At 73.8% G+C, this 14,058-nt stretch carries 13 protein-coding genes; 11 read left to right on the top strand and 2 right to left on the bottom strand.

The annotated features are described in order from the left end of the window. Window positions 1-98 precede the first annotated feature (98 nt). Window positions 99-752, top strand: a complete 654-nt coding sequence (locus IE332_RS25045; RefSeq protein ID WP_189920418.1) for a DUF6230 family protein — start codon at window positions 99-101, stop codon at window positions 750-752. 2 nt (window positions 753-754) lie between these two features. Next, window positions 755-1,294: a DUF6114 domain-containing protein gene (locus tag IE332_RS25050; RefSeq protein ID WP_268256607.1), complete on the top strand. Its 540-nt coding sequence runs from the start codon at window positions 755-757 to the stop codon at window positions 1,292-1,294. 155 nt (window positions 1,295-1,449) lie between these two features. Here the strand turns inward: IE332_RS25050 and IE332_RS25055 are convergent, their stop codons facing one another. Continuing rightward, window positions 1,450-2,529 carry an NAD(P)-dependent alcohol dehydrogenase gene (locus tag IE332_RS25055; RefSeq protein WP_189920420.1) on the bottom strand — a complete coding sequence of 360 codons (1,080 nt, stop codon included), beginning with the start codon at window positions 2,527-2,529 and terminating at the stop codon, window positions 1,450-1,452. A gap of 157 nt (window positions 2,530-2,686) precedes the next feature. Between IE332_RS25055 and IE332_RS25060 the strand changes: the two genes are divergently transcribed. Both IE332_RS25060 and IE332_RS25065 read left to right on the top strand, forming a co-directional pair. Then, window positions 2,687-3,583 (top strand): helix-turn-helix domain-containing protein, encoded by an 897-nt coding sequence (locus IE332_RS25060; protein ID WP_189920422.1) that lies wholly within the window; start codon window positions 2,687-2,689, stop codon window positions 3,581-3,583. A gap of 131 nt (window positions 3,584-3,714) precedes the next feature. Then, window positions 3,715-3,882, top strand: coding sequence for a ferredoxin reductase domain-containing protein (locus tag IE332_RS25065; protein WP_189920424.1), 168 nt, complete (start codon window positions 3,715-3,717; stop codon window positions 3,880-3,882). A gap of 48 nt (window positions 3,883-3,930) precedes the next feature. Here the strand turns inward: IE332_RS25065 and IE332_RS25070 are convergent, their stop codons facing one another. Further along, the gene (locus IE332_RS25070) at window positions 3,931-5,334 is read right to left on the bottom strand and encodes a selenium-binding protein SBP56-related protein (protein WP_189920426.1); all 1,404 of its coding nucleotides are present in this window, start codon (window positions 5,332-5,334) and stop codon (window positions 3,931-3,933) included. Window positions 5,335-5,442: 108 nt separating this feature from the next. Here IE332_RS25070 and IE332_RS25075 point away from each other — a divergent pair, with 108 nt between their 5' ends. From IE332_RS25075 to IE332_RS25105, 7 genes are all read left to right on the top strand, one after another. Then, entirely contained in the window at window positions 5,443-8,187 is a 2,745-nt protein-coding gene (locus IE332_RS25075; RefSeq protein ID WP_189920428.1) for a tetratricopeptide repeat protein, read from the top strand. Window positions 8,188-8,295: 108 nt separating this feature from the next. Next, a complete protein-coding gene (locus IE332_RS25080) occupies window positions 8,296-9,267 on the top strand; it encodes an alpha/beta hydrolase (protein WP_189920429.1) in 972 nt (323 codons plus the stop codon). A gap of 134 nt (window positions 9,268-9,401) precedes the next feature. Then, window positions 9,402-10,196, top strand: coding sequence for a spermidine synthase (locus tag IE332_RS25085; RefSeq protein WP_189920465.1), 795 nt, complete (start codon window positions 9,402-9,404; stop codon window positions 10,194-10,196). A gap of 204 nt (window positions 10,197-10,400) precedes the next feature. Continuing rightward, window positions 10,401-11,240 carry a class I SAM-dependent methyltransferase gene (locus IE332_RS25090; RefSeq protein ID WP_189920431.1) on the top strand — a complete coding sequence of 280 codons (840 nt, stop codon included), beginning with the start codon at window positions 10,401-10,403 and terminating at the stop codon, window positions 11,238-11,240. A gap of 261 nt (window positions 11,241-11,501) precedes the next feature. Continuing rightward, window positions 11,502-12,170, top strand: a complete 669-nt coding sequence (locus IE332_RS25095) for a DedA family protein (RefSeq protein WP_189920433.1) — start codon at window positions 11,502-11,504, stop codon at window positions 12,168-12,170. Window positions 12,171-12,303: 133 nt separating this feature from the next. Continuing rightward, on the top strand, window positions 12,304-12,975 hold the full coding sequence (locus IE332_RS25100; protein WP_189920435.1) for an O-methyltransferase: 672 nt from the start codon (window positions 12,304-12,306) through the stop codon (window positions 12,973-12,975). 42 nt (window positions 12,976-13,017) lie between these two features. Continuing rightward, on the top strand, window positions 13,018-13,917 hold the full coding sequence (locus IE332_RS25105) for a Gfo/Idh/MocA family protein (RefSeq protein WP_189920437.1): 900 nt from the start codon (window positions 13,018-13,020) through the stop codon (window positions 13,915-13,917). Window positions 13,918-14,058: the final 141 nt, after the last annotated feature.

Genomic DNA, 14,058 nt, shown 5'->3' on the forward strand with positions numbered 1-14,058 from the left:
GCCGAGGGGCGGGCCGGTCCGGTCGGTGCGCGGAACGCTGTCCGCGCCAGGACAACGTGCCAGTGCCTGCACACCCATTCCACCCACAGGGAGCACACATGGCCATGTCCGAGGACGCCGCCGCCGCGGCCGGGACCCCACAGCCGGCCGGGCCGAGAAGAGGCCGGGTCCGGTTGAAGCGCACCGCCCTGATGGCCGTGCCCGCCATCGCGGCCGGGGGCGTCCTGATGGCGCTCACCGCCCAGGGCGTGCTCGCCGCGCAGTTCTCCATCTCCGGTATGCCGTTCACCATCACCGCCGACAAACTGGACGGCAAGGGCTTCGCGCAGTTCGGCTCGCTGGACTCGATGATCCCCGACAGCCCCAACGCGGGCGACACCGGCGGCCAGGTGCTGGTCGCGGTGTCGGCGATCAAGAGCGCCGAGATCACCAACCTCTGCCAGAGCGTCGACCTCGGCGGCATCAACCTGGTGATCCACGCGGGCGACAACGGCACCCCCGTCAGCGCCACCAACCTCACCACCGACTCCGATCTGCTGTCCGGTGACGCGGAGTTCACCAACATCGAGATCGGCGGCGACGCCAGCACCTACACCAAGGCCGGACCGGTCGGCAAGGGCAACCCGGGCGTCTTCGGCCAGCAGGCCGACACCGTCCAGATAACCCACCTGAAGCAGCACAACTACGCGAGCACCGCCGTCGGGTTCAAACTGCCCAACCTGCGGCTGAGCTTCAGCTCCCAGGGCTGCTGAGCATGGCGGAGTCCGTACCGGAGCCGGCCGGCACCGGCGAGGGCACCGCGGCACGGGCCGAGGAGGTGGCGGCCGAGGGGACGGCGGCCGCACCCGGCACCGGCGCCGAGGCCGCCGCCGGGCCGCCCGCCCACCCGGTCAAGCGGGACTGGCGGGGCAGGCGACCGTTCTGGGGCGGGCTGCTGGTGCTGCTCGGCGGCGCCGAGATCCTGTTCACCCTGCGGGCCCCGCTGCCCGTCGTCCTGCACATCGGGATGCAGGGGCTGGCCGGGTACCTGGTCCCGGCGGTGATGGTGCTGTGCGGTCTGCTGATCCTGTTCAACCCGGCGCAGCGGCTGTTCTACTCCGTCCTCGCCGTGCTGGCCTCGCTGGCCAGCTGGATCACCTCCAACCTGGGCGGCTTCCTGATCGGGATGCTGCTCGGGGTGGCGGGCGCCTGCCTCACCTTCGGCTGGCTGCCCGACCAGCCGCTGCGCCGCGGCAGGCAGCGGCGGCTGGACCGGCGCGAGGAGCGACGGGCGGCCAGGACCGCCTCGGTGTGACACGGACGCCCGCGCCCCGGTGACAGGAGAGCACCGGGGCGCGGGCGTCGTGATCGTGCGGGCGGTTCGCCCGTCGGCCGGACGGCTGCGGCGACGATCAGATCGTCCAGATCGTCCAGATCGTCGAGGCGACGATCAGACCGCCGCGGCGAGGGTCAGATGGTCGAGGCGTCGATCACGAAGCGGAACCGGACGTCGCCGGCCAGCACCCGCCGGTAGGCCTCGTTGATCTCGTCGGCCCGGATCAGCTCGATCTCCGAGGTGATGCCGTGCTCCCCGCAGAAGTCCAGCATCTCCTGGGTCTCCGGCAGCCCGCCGATCATCGACCCGGACAGTGAGCGGCGCCCGAGGGCCATCGGGTACGGGTGCACCGTGACCGGCTTCTCGGGCATGCCGACCTGCACCAGGGTGCCGTCGGTGCGCAGCAGTCCCAGGTAGGCGCTGAGGTCCAGGTCGGCGGAGACGGTGTTGACGATCAGGTCGAAGCTGCCCGCCAGCTCGCTGAAGGTCGCCGGGTCGGAGGTGGCCCGGTAGTGGTCGGCGCCGAGCTTCAGGCCGTCCTCGCGCTTGCGCAGCGACTGGCTGAGCACGGTGACCTCCGCACCCATCGCGTGGGCGAACTTCACGCCCATGTGGCCGAGGCCGCCGAGGCCCACGATCGCGACCTTCTTGCCCGGGCCGGCGCCCCAGTGGGCGAGCGGCGAGTAGAGGGTGATGCCCGCGCACAGCAGCGGCGCGGCGGCGTCCAGCGGCAGGCTGTCGGGGATGCTCAGCGCGTACGCCTCGTCGATCACCAGCTCCGAGGAGTAGCCGCCGTACGTCGGCAGGCCGTCCCTGCCGGTGCCGTTGTAGGTGAAGACGAGGCCGTCCTCACCGGTGCAGTACTGCTGCAGCCCGGCGCGGCAGTTGTCGCACTCGCGGCAGGAGTCCACGAAGCAGCCGACGCCGACCCGGTCGCCGGCCTTCCAGCGGGTCACGCCGGGGCCGACCTCGCTCACCACGCCGGCGATCTCGTGGCCCGGGACCATCGGGAAGATGCCGGTGCCCCAGTCCTCGCCGACCTGGTGGATGTCGGAGTGGCAGATGCCGGAGAACTTGATGTCGATCACGATGTCGTGCTCGCCCACGGCCCGGCGGGTGACGGTGGTCTTCGCCAGCGGGGCGTCGGGGTGCTGTGCCGCGTAGGCGGCGACGGTGCGGGTGGTGCTCGTGGTGTCCGTCGTTCCGTTCGTCATGCCCTCAAGACTGCGGCGCGACGATCGGACCAACCAGACCAGAGGTCTTCGTACGAACGCCCTGCGTACGGACGCCGGACGTACGTCCGCGGAAGGTACGCACGGCAGTATCACCCTCGTCCGCCCCCGGGCCCCGGATCGCCCGCATACTGCAGACATGGACCAGCGCACCGAACTCAGCGAGTTCCTCCGATCCCGCCGTGCCCGGCTGCGGCCCGAGGACGTGGGGCTGCCGGACACCACCACCCGGCGCCGGGTCCCCGGGCTGCGGCGCGAGGAGCTGGCCCAGCTCGCCGGAGTCAGCACCGCCTACTACACCCGGCTCGAACAGGGCCACGGCGAGAGCGTCTCCACCTCCGTGCTGGACGCCATCGCCCGGGTGCTGCGGCTCAGCCCCGCCGAGCGCGACCACCTCAACCGGCTCACCAAGCCGCCCCGCCGCCGCACCGGGCGGGCCGCCGCCAGGGTGCAGCGGGTGCGGCCCGCGCTGCAACAGCTGCTGGACGCGATGGAGGGCGTGCCCGCGTACGTGCTCGGGCGGCGGCTGGACGTCATCGCCTGGAACCGGCTCGGCGCCGCCCTGCTCGGCGACCTCGCCGCGATGCCGCCCGAACACCGCAACATGGCCTGGCAGGTCTTCCTCGACCCGGCCGCGCGCGAGCTCTACCAGGACTGGGAGGGCAAGGCGAACGACGTGGTCGGCATCCTGCGGCTGGACGCCGGACGCGACCCGGACGACCCCCACCTGGCCTCGCTGATCGGCGAACTCTCGGTCAAGAGCGAGGACTTCCGCCGGCTGTGGGCCACCCACAACATCCAGGACAAGGGCCACGGCACGAAGCACCTGCACCACCCGGTGGTCGGCGGGCTCAGCCTCCAGTACGAGACGCTGCGCCCGGCCGGGGACGCCGACCAGGTACTGGTCACCTACCACGCCGAACCGGGCTCGGCCTCGGCCGAGTCGCTGCGGCTGCTGGCGAGTTGGGCGGCCACCGAGCTCCAGGCGGGCCCGGTCGAGCGGACCGGCGGCGCGCAGGCGGAACAGCACCGGTAGGCGGACCCGGCCGGCACAGCGCTTCGCAAGGGGTCGATGGTCCGGGGTTCGCCCGGGACCGCTCGGACCTCTACGACTGGCAGGCACTCGCCGAACTCGGCCTGCGCAAGCCATGGTTGACCCTCACCCCGGTGACGGCCGGCCGCCTCGCCGACGCCGTCGCGGCGGCGGGCGACTGGCGCGAGCACCTGGCCTGCGTCAGCGGACCGGTCGGCATGGTCGCCTCCGTCCGCCGCGAACTCCTCGCGGCGGGACTGCCGTCGGGCCGGGTCCGGTACGACCAGGCGCTACCGCGGTAGCGGGCCTCAACGGGGTGTCAGCGGGACTCAACGGGTGTCAGCGGGGCGTCAGCGGAAGCAGTACGAGTCCGAGGAGGCGTCCCCGCCCGCGAGGTGGGTCTGGTGCACCCGCAGGCCCCGGAAGTCCGCGCCGTGCGGGAAGAAGCGCTCGTCGACGCTCAGCCCGCCCGCCTCCGGGTCGGCGTCCAGCTTGACGATCCACGGCTCGATGCCGTCCGGGTAGATCTGGTCGTCCCAGGCGCCGTAGAGGGAGTTGGTGACGTACAGCCGCCGGCCGTCCCGGCTGACCTCCACCATCTGCGGCGCCCCGCTCAGCGGCCGCCCCGGCTCGGCCGGGTGCGGGGTGCGGGCGACCACCCCGCCCAGCCGGACCGAGGAGGTCTGCCGGGGGTGGAACGGGTCCGAGACGTCGAACTGGAACAACTCGCCGGTGCCCCACGCGGACACGTACAGCCAGCGGTCGTCCACCGACAGGTTGATGTCGGTGACCAGCGGCGGCACCGCGCCGAACGGCTGCAGCGCCGGCGGCAGGTCCTCGGCCTTGGCCGGCTCGGCCGGGATCTCGATCACCTTGCGCGCGGTGAAGGCCGGCCCGTCCCGGTACCAGAGCCAGATCGAGGAGGAGAGGTCCTCCACGTTCGCCACCACCCCGACGAAGCCCCACTCCGCCTGCGGATCGTGCGCCGGACGCAGCTCCAGCACCATCTGGTACTGGTCGCCGAGGTCGACCCGCTGCAGGTGCCGCCCCGAGTCCAGCTCCCAGAAGTGCAGCGCGTGCCCGTACTTGCGGCCCAGCAGCAGCTCCGGCACCACCCCGTCCTCGACCATCCACGGGGTGCCCCACTCGCTGGTGACGCCCACGTTGGTGCCCAGGTGCCACCAGACGTCGTACGCGAAGTGCTGCGGCCCGCGCTCGGTCTCCCAGGCGCGCAGCACGTCGAAGGTGGTGTGGTCGAGGATGGCCACCCCGCCCGGCCCGTCCGAGCCGTCACCGGCGCCCAGGCAGGAGAGGAACACCCCGTCGGGGCCGCAGTGCAGGGTGTGCGGGCGCGAGTAGCCCGCCTTCGCCGCCAGCTCCTTCGCCTCGACGGTCTTCACCAGCCGCGGGCGCACCGGATCCGGCCGGGTGTCCATCACGTGCAGCCGGGAGGACCGCAGCCCGGGCAGCAGCAGGAACCGCCGCTCCGGGTTCTCGTGGCAGGCGTGCGCCAGCGCGCTGGAGCAGGCGTTCCACCCGAAGTGGTGCAACTCGTCCCCGAGGGTGGGCATTTCGGCGAAGTTCAGCACCGTGCCGTAGGTCGCCGACGCCGGATCGGTGTCGACCGTGAGCAGCGCGTCCGGCCGCTCCCCGGCCCGGTCGAACCCCGCCACGTACGCGAGTTTCTCCGGCGGCGCGGCGACGGCCTCGGCGGCCGACCGGTAGAGCGACGGATCGGTGTGCCCGTGCTGCATGCAAACTCCCCAACTCGCCTGGTCTGTGCGGGAAGCGTTCCACATGGGAACCGGCGCACAGCAGGCGCACGAGGAGTGCTGCGGAGGCGCGGAGAGTACCCTGTGCCGGTGCACAACAGCATTCGCGGGGGAACCTTCCACGGCCAGGTCGTCCAGGCCGGCACGGCCCATGTGACGGTCGGGGCACGGCCGCCGACGATCGGCGGGCTGCCGCCGCTGTCGTCCGTCTTCACCGGCCGGGAGCAGGACCTCGCGGACCTCCGGACCCTCCTCACCCCCGACGGCCCGCCGATCGTCGCGGTCACCGGCCTCGGCGGCATCGGCAAGACCACCCTGGCCATCGCCGCCGGCCACGCGCTCGTCGCCGCCGGCCGCGTCTCGCTCGCCCTCTTCGTGAACCTCCGCGGCTACGACGAGACCCCGGTCGAAGCCGGCCAGGCCCTCGACACCCTGCTGCGCGCCCTCGGCGTCCCGGCGGAACACATACCCCCCGACCCGGAGACCCGGGCCACGCTCTACCGCGACCAGCTGGCGAAGCACGACCGAGGCGTCCTCGTCATCGCCGACAACGCCTCCACCGCCGAACAGGTCCGGCTGCTGCGGCCCCCGTCCGCCCGCCACCGCCTCCTGGTCACCACCCGCGAGACACTGCCCAGCCTCGGAGCCCACCTCCACCGCCTCGGCGTCCTCGCACCCGAGGCGGCGACCGAACTCCTCGACTCGGCCGTCCGCGCCGCCCGGTCGGACGACGACCGCATCGCTGCGGACCCGGAAACCGCCCGCCGCATGGCCGAGTTGTGCGGCCGCCTCCCGCTGGCGCTGCGCCTCGCCGCCGCCCAGCTCGTCCTCGACCCGCACCTGCGGCCGGAGGAACTCGCCGACGACCTGGCCGACGGCGCCGACCGCCTCGACCTCCTGCATGTCGACGAGATCGGCATCCGGCTCACCCTGGAACGCTCCTACCGCCGCCTCACCCCCGACCTGGCGGAACTCTTCCGCCTGCTGGCCCTCAACCCCGGCCCCGACATCTCCACCGAGGCGGCCGCCGCCCTCATCGACCGCAAGCCCCGCGAAGCCCGCTCCCTCCTCGCCCGCCTGGCCGGCACCGCCCTCATCGAGCAGGGCGCGGAGGGCGGCCGGTGGTACCTGTACGACCTGGTGCGGGACTACGCGGTCGAACGGGGGCAGCAGACCCCGGAGAGCGATGCCGCCGTTCGCCGGCTGCTGGAGTACTACGCGAGCACCGCCGTCGCCGCGGAGGCGTGGGTCGACGCGCCGGCCGGGACGGCGGACCCCGACAGCTTCCGCGACCGTGCCGCGGCCCTCTCCTGGCTCGACCAGGAGCACGCCAACCTGGTCGCCGGGGTCCACGGCGCGGCTGCGACCGGTCATCCCGACCTCGCGGTGGTCCTGTCCGCGGCGGTGGCCCCCTACCTCTCCGCCCGGTGGCTCCGGAGGGACGAGGCCCTGGCCGTCACGACCGCCGGCCTCCGAGCGGCCCGGGCCGTCGGCAGTCCCGTGGTGGAGGCGTCCGCGTGGAGCAACCACGGCCTGGCACTGGACCAGGCCCGGCGGTACGGGGAGGCGGTGGAAGCCTTCCACCGTGCCGCGGACCTCTCCGGCTCGATCGGCGACCGCTCGGGGGAGGCCACCGCGTACGGGGGCCTCGGGAACACCCTCCGGAAACTGGACCGGTTCGAGGAGGCGGTCTCGGCGCTCCGGCACGCCCTGGCGATCCAGCGTGAGGAGGGTGACCCGCGCGGAGAAGCCATGATGTCGGTCAACCTCGGCAGCCTGCTGAGCGAGATCCGGCGGTTCGACGAGGCCCTCGCGCTGCTGCGGCGGGCCGGCGACCTCTGCCGGAGCCTCGGTGAGCGACACGGTGAGGCGCTGGCGTGGGTCAACACCGGGGCGGTCATGCGCTCGCTGGGACGGCACCCGGAGTCGGTCGAGGCCCTCGACCGTGCCCGTGACCTCTTCCACGGCCTGGGCGACCGCTTCCGGACGGCGACGACAACCGAAGGACTCGGGCTCACCCTCCTGAGCATGGGCCGGTACGAGGACGCGATCACCCTGTTCGAGGACGCCCGGGCCGTCTTCGAGGAACTCGGAGACCGGGACGGCGAAGGCGTGGCATGGCGGGACCTCGGCTCGGCGCTCCGGTGCCTGGGGCGGTTCGACGAGGCTCTGGCCGCACAGCGGAAGGCCCTGGCCGCCGGTCGCGAGCTGGGCGACCGGGAGCGGGAAGCCGGTGCCTGGAGCGAGATCGCCGAGCTGATGGAGGAGGAGGGCCGGTCCGAGGAGGCCTTCGCCGCGCACCAGGAGGCGATCCGTGCCGCCGCGGCCGCCACGGCGCGCGGCGGCGAGGGCCAGGCGTTGAGCCGGTTCGGTGCCTTCCTCAGCCGGAACGGCCGCCCCGAGGAGGCGGCGAGCGCCGCCGAGAAGGCGCTCGACATCGTTCGTGGGCTCGGCGATCCGCACCTCGAGGCCCGGGCGCTGAACGAACTCGCCGAGATCTACGACGAGTTGGGAAGGCAACTGGAGGGGATCCGGGCCCTGGGGCGCGCCCGGACCCTCTTCCAGGAGTGTGGGGACCCCGGTGGCGAGGTCATGACCCTGAGCAACCTCGGGAGCGCGCTCACCAGCCTCGACCGGTTCCGGGAGGCGGCGGACGTCTGCCGCGAGGCGATCGGCCTGCTCCAGGCGGCGGGTGACCGTGAGGGCGAGGCCCTGATGCGGGCCGCGCTGGGCTCCTCGCTGCGCGCCGCGGGGGCCGCCGCCGAGGCGGAGGAGGCCGGGGCACGGGAGCGGGCGATCCGTGCCGCGGTGGCGGCGGACACCCCCGGCACCTGACCCGACGCCGCCGCGCGCCCGGTAGCTACCGGCCGGTATCGTCGTGGCTCGAAACGGGTGGTCGCCTGCCGGTCCGGCAGGCAGAGGCAGAGGACGGGTACGGCGCAGATGGAGTTTCGGGAAGACATCCTGGGTGCCCCCTACGAGGCGGCGGAGCTGGACCTCCGCCCCGACGCCGAAGGGGCGGTGTGCGCGACGCTCGTCCGGCGGCTCGTCCCCGGGTCGGAGCGCGCCGTGCTCTACATCCACGGCTACAACGACTACTTCTTCCAGACCAACCTGGCCGACCACTACACCGCGCTCGGCTTCTCCTTCTACGCGCTCGACCTGCGCAAGTACGGCCGCTCGCTGCGCCCGCACCAGTCGCCGAACTTCGTCCAGAGCCTCGCCGAGTACGACGAGGAGATCGACGAGGCGGTGCGGATCATCCGCGAGGTGGACGGGCACCGGCAGCTGCTGCTGAACGGGCACTCGACCGGTGGGCTGGTGGCCGTCCTGTGGGCGGGGCGCCGGACCGGGCGGGGGCTGGTGGACGGGCTGTTCCTCAACTCGCCGTTCCTGTCGATGCCGACCTCGCAGGCCGTGCGGACCTTCGGCGGCCCGGCCGTGACGGCGATCGGGCGGCTGGCGCCGACCCGGGTGCTGCCGTCCTCGCTGAACCCGCACTACACCCACAGCCTGCACAAGGACCACAAGGGTGAGTGGGACTTCGACCTCACCCTCAAGCCGGCCGAGGGCTTCCCGCTGTTCGCCGGCTGGCTGTCGGCGATCCACCAGGGCCACCGGCGGCTGCGGCACGGGCTGGGCATCGACGTGCCGGTACTGCTGATGGCCTCCACCAGGTCCGTCGCCACCACCAAGTGGCAGAACGCCCTGCACCACGCCGACGCGGTGCTGCGCGCCGACGACATCGCCGCGCTGGGGCCGAAGCTCGGCGGCCACGTGACGATCGTGCGGATCGAGGGCGGCATGCACGACCTGGTGCTGTCCGGCGAGAAGGCCCGCACCCGGACCTTCGCCGAGCTGGACCGCTGGCTGGCCGCGTACCTGGACGTGCGTCCGGTCGGGGAGCACGCGTGACCTCCGCGCCGGAGGAGTCGGACGACCGGGGTGAGCACGACGCGCCGGAGCAGCACGACGAGCACGACGCGCTGGAGGAGCACGACGAGCCGGTGCCGGTCGGCCGGCAGACCGACCTCGGCTTCGCCAAGCTCATGCCGGACATCGACCGCGACGGCGGCTGGCTGCTCACCCTGGACGGCACCCCGCAGTCGTACGTCGACCTGGCCGACCCGACGCACCTGGAGTTCGAGTACACCCGGCGCCTCGGCCACCTCGCCGACGCGCTGGCCCCCGCCGGGCGGCCGCTGGACGTGCTGCACCTCGGCGGCGGCGCGCTGACCCTGCCCCGCTACCTGGCCGCGACCCGTCCGGGTTCGCGCCAGCGGGTGGTGGAGGTGGACGGCCCGCTGCTGGCGCTGGTCGAGGAGCACCTGCCCTGGCGGGGCCCGGGCGCGGACGTCTCCGCGACCGTGGGGGACGCCCGGGCGGCCCTCGCCGCGATCCCGGCGGGCTCGCAGGACCTGGTGATCGCCGACGTCTTCCACGGCTCGCGGACCCCGGCGCACCTCACCTCGGTGGAGTTCCTGCGGCTGGCGGCGTCCGCGCTGCGCCCGGGCGGCTGTTACGCGGCCAATCTGGCGGACGGCCCGCCGCTGGCCTTCGCCAGGGCGCAGGCGGCGACGGTGCGGGCGGTGTTCCCGTACGTCTGCCTGGTGGCGGAGGCGTCGGTGCTGCGCGGCCGGCGGTACGGCAACGTGCTGCTGGCCGGGTCCACGGCGCCGCTGCCGGAGGCGGAGCTGGCCCGGCTGTTCGCGGGCGACATCTTCCCGGCCCGGCTGGTGGCGGGGGAGGACCTGGCATCCCTGGTCGGCCGCACCGCCCCGGTGGCGGACGCCGAGGCCACGGACTCCCCGCCCCCGCCGGACGGCGCCTTCAGCGTCGGCTGAGCGGCCGGGCGGCCGCCGGGGGTTCCGCGCACGGGAAGTCGGCCCGGCCGACTTCCCGTACGGCGGCTGGTGCGGCGGCCCGGGCAGCCCGTGCGGCAGTCCTGGCGGCGCGTCGGCCGGTCGACCGGTACGGCCCGGGTGTCAGAATCGGCGGGTCCGTGCCCGAGCGCGGAACGCGGGTGGAGCACGTCGAAGGAGCGAGCGATGACTGGCGGCGCGGAGCGGCCCGAGCTGGGGGCGGTGCCGGAGACGGCGCTGTGGACGCTGTGGCACCGGGCGGTGGAGGCCCGGCGGCCGGACACCGTGCTCCCGGACCCGAAGGCCGTCGAGCTGGTGGAGCGGATCGACTTCCCCTTCGCCGAGCGGTTCGGGCAGGACGCCCTGGTCAGCCAGCTCCAGGCGCTGCGCGCGGGCTGCTTCGACCGTGAGGTGGCGGACTTCCTGATCCGCTGCCCGCGCGGCACCGTGGTCGGGCTCGGGGACGGCCTGGAGACGCAGGCCTGGCGGGTCGACAACGGCCGGGCCGACTGGCTGTCGGTGGACCTGCCGGAGACGGCCGCGCTGCGCGAGCGGCTGCTGCCGCCCGACGAGCGGCACCGGATCCTCGCCGGCTCGGCCACCGACCCGAGCTGGATGGACGAGGTGGACCCGGCCAACGGGGTGCTGATCAGCGCGGCGGGCCTGCTGATGTACCTGCGGCCGACCGAGGTCCGGGCGCTGATCGCGGCCTGCGCCGAGCGCTTCCCCGGCGGGTCGCTGGTCCTCGACACCGTGCCGCGCTGGTTCAGCAAGCGGGCCGTCGAGGGGAAGCTGAAAGACCGCCACTACCAGGCGCCGCCGATGCCGTTCGGCATGGACGCCGACGAGCGCGACAAGCTGGCCACCGCCCACCCGGCGGTCACCGATCTGCGCGAGGTGTACCCGGAGGGCGGGCGCGAACCGCTGCGCACCCTGCTGCCGCTCGCGCGCCGGGTGCGGCGGCGGCCGTCCGTGATCGCGATGCGGTTCGCCGCCACCCGAGGGGCGGGCTCCGGCGCCGGGTGAGGTGCGGGTTCGCCGTCCGAGGGGCTCCGCCCGAGGTCAGAGGCACTTTGCCGAATCTTGAAGAAATGCCGGTCGGCCTGGAACCATGGTGTGCGGCCGCACGTCGTAACCACGAGGGACAGGCCGGGGGGACAGGCCGCCCGGCACGTTACGCTGCCTTGAGGGGGAGCGGCGTCGTGCCGCCATCGGACAACCGCCGGGACCGGCCCGCGGCTCCACGCGGAGCCCGGCCGGTCCCGACCTGCCACGGAGGTACTGGCCTTGCACATCGACGCCTGGATCGAGGGCATTCCACCGACCGCGGTGTACGCCGTGGTCGGTCTGATCATCGGGATCGAGTCGCTGGGCATCCCGCTGCCCGGCGAGATCGCCCTGGTCACGGCGGCCCTGATGTCGGTCAAGGGCGTGGTGAGCCCCTGGGGCGTCGCGGGCGTCGCGATCGCGGGCGCGATCATCGGCGACTCGATCGGCTACTCGATCGGCCGCAAGGGGGGCAAGCCGCTCTTCGAGAAGCTGGGACGCAAGTTCCCCAAGCACTTCGGGCCCTCGCACCTGGCCACGGCGGAGCGCTCCTTCCAGAAGTGGGGCATGTGGGCGGTCTTCTTCGGCCGGTTCATCGCCCTGCTGCGCATCTTCGCCGGCCCGCTGGCGGGCGCCCTGAAGATGCCGTACTGGAAGTTCCTGATCGCCAACGTGCTGGGCGGCGTGGTCTGGGCCGGCGGTACGACGCTGCTGGTCTACAAGGTCGGCAAGAGCATCGAGCCGTGGCTGGCCCGCTTCTCCTGGGCCGGCCTGGCCGCGGCGGTCGTGATCGGCGGGCTCTCGGCCTGGCTCATGAAGCGCAAGGCCGCCAAGACCCACGCCAGGATCGAGGCGGAGCAGGCGGCCGAGGCCGCCGCGGCCTCGGCCAAGGCGCCGGTCGCGGAGTGACGCGGCACTGAGACGCGGCACTGAGACGCGGCACTGATCAGGCACAGCACCCGCTCCGGACTGTCCCGGAGCCGTCGGGCCCTCGGAGTAGCATCGGCGGAGTACCTGCCGATCTTGCACTCCGGAGGGCCCGATGACGTTGCAGCCGACCTGGGACGCGGTGGACGCGTACTTCTCAGAACAGCTGGTCGGACACGATCCGGTGCTGGAGGCGGCGTCGGCCGCCGCCGACGCCGCCGGACTGCCGAAGATCGCGGTGGCCCCCAACCAGGGCAAGCTGCTGCACCTGCTGGCGCTGACCCAGGGCGCGAAGCGGATCCTGGAGGTCGGCACGCTCGGCGGCTACAGCGCGATCTGGCTGGCCCGGGCGCTGCCGGCCGACGGCAGCCTGCTCACCCTGGAGATCGACCCCCGGCACGCCGAGGTGGCGCGGGGCAACCTGGCCGCCGCGGGGCTGGGGGAGGTCGCCGAGGTGCGCCTCGGCCGGGCCGCGGACTCGCTGGCGGCGCTGGTCGAGCAGGGCGTGGAACCCTTCGACCTGGTCTTCATCGACGCGGACAAGCCGAGCAACCCCGAGTACTTCCGCCGGGCGCTGCAGCTGACCCGGCCGGGCTCGCTGATCATCGTCGACAACGTGGTCCGGGCTGGCGCGGTCGCCGACGCCGACAGCGCCGACCCGGCGGTGGTCGGCACCCGCGCCCTGCACGACCTGATCGCGGCCGAGCCGAGGGTCAGCGCGACCTCGGTGCAGACGGTCGGCAGCAAGGGCTACGACGGCTTCACCCTCGCCCGCGTGCAGAGCTGAGCCCCCGCAGGACACCGAGTAATCGAACGGAACGGAGACATCGTGCGGATCGGACTGCTGGGCACCGGCCCCTGGGCGCAGCGGGTGCACGCGCCCGTGCTGGCGGAGCACCCCGGGCTGGAGTTCACCGGCGTCTGGGGCCGCCGCCCGGAGGCGGCCGAGGAACTGGGCGCGGCGCACGGCGTGCCCGGCTACGCGGACCTGGACCGGCTGCTGGCCGATGTGGACGCCGTCTCCATCGCGCTGCCCCCGGCGGTGCAGCCCGGTCTCGCGGTGCGCGCCGCCGAGGCCGGCTGCCACGTGCTGATGGACAAGCCGGTCGCGCTGACCGTGGCCGACGCGAAGGCCGTGGCTGAGGCCGTCCGCGAGCAGAAGGTCGCCTCGGTGGTGTTCTTCACGGTGCGCTTCGGCGGCCCCCAGATCCCGTGGCTGGAGGAGCAGGCGGCGCTCGGCGGCTGGTACACCGGCCGCTCGGACTGGCTCGGCTCGGTGTTCGCGCCGGGCAGCTCCAGCCCGTACGCGGCCTCGCCGTGGCGGGTGGAGAAGGGGGCGCTGTGGGACGTCGGCCCGCACGCGCTGTCCGTCCTGCTGCCGGTGCTCGGCGACGCCACGCAGGTCACGGCGGTGGCCGGTCCGCTGGACGCCGTGCACCTGGTGCTGCGGCACGCCGGCGGCGCGTCCAGCACGCTGGCGCTCAGCCTGACCGCGCCGGTCGCGGCCGGCGGTACGGGCATGGAACTGCGCGGCGAGCACGGCGTGGTGCAGCTGCCGGAGCGCGGCGAGGGCCCGCTGGCCGCGATGCACCGGGCCCTGGACGCCCTGCTGGCCTCGGCGGCCACCGGTGAGCCGCACCCGTGCGGGGCGGACTTCGGGCTGCGGGTGGTGGAGATCCTCGCCGCCGCGGAGCGCTCGCTGGCCGCCGGCGGCCCGGTGGAGGTCTGAGCCCGGCGGAGGTCCGAGGCCGGTAGAGGGATGACGCGGGGGCGGGGCGCCGAGGTGCCCCGCCCCCGCCTGTCGCCTGCTAGGCCGTGTTTTAGAAGGCGTCGAAGGTGCGTCTGGTTGGCCGTCCGGGGAAGCTGCGGG

Source organism: Kitasatospora xanthocidica, from assembly GCF_014656195.1.
GTDB classification, from domain to species: Bacteria; Actinomycetota; Actinomycetes; order Streptomycetales; family Streptomycetaceae; genus Kitasatospora; species Kitasatospora xanthocidica.

Excerpts from the sequence above, each read along its gene's own strand:
- IE332_RS25085 (WP_189920465.1), top strand. The coding sequence starts at position 9,402 with ATGCCGGACATCGACCGCGACGGCGGCTGGCTGCTCACCCTGGACGGC.
- IE332_RS25050 (WP_268256607.1), top strand. The coding sequence starts at position 755 with ATGGCGGAGTCCGTACCGGAGCCGGCCGGCACCGGCGAGGGCACCGCG.
- IE332_RS25090 (WP_189920431.1), top strand. The coding sequence starts at position 10,401 with ATGACTGGCGGCGCGGAGCGGCCCGAGCTGGGGGCGGTGCCGGAGACG.
- IE332_RS25045 (WP_189920418.1), top strand. The coding sequence starts at position 99 with ATGGCCATGTCCGAGGACGCCGCCGCCGCGGCCGGGACCCCACAGCCG.
- IE332_RS25055 (WP_189920420.1), bottom strand. The coding sequence starts at position 2,529 with ATGACGAACGGAACGACGGACACCACGAGCACCACCCGCACCGTCGCC.
- IE332_RS25080 (WP_189920429.1), top strand. The coding sequence starts at position 8,296 with ATGGAGTTTCGGGAAGACATCCTGGGTGCCCCCTACGAGGCGGCGGAG.
- IE332_RS25070 (WP_189920426.1), bottom strand. The coding sequence starts at position 5,334 with ATGCAGCACGGGCACACCGATCCGTCGCTCTACCGGTCGGCCGCCGAG.
- IE332_RS25100 (WP_189920435.1), top strand. The coding sequence starts at position 12,304 with ATGACGTTGCAGCCGACCTGGGACGCGGTGGACGCGTACTTCTCAGAA.
- IE332_RS25060 (WP_189920422.1), top strand. The coding sequence starts at position 2,687 with ATGGACCAGCGCACCGAACTCAGCGAGTTCCTCCGATCCCGCCGTGCC.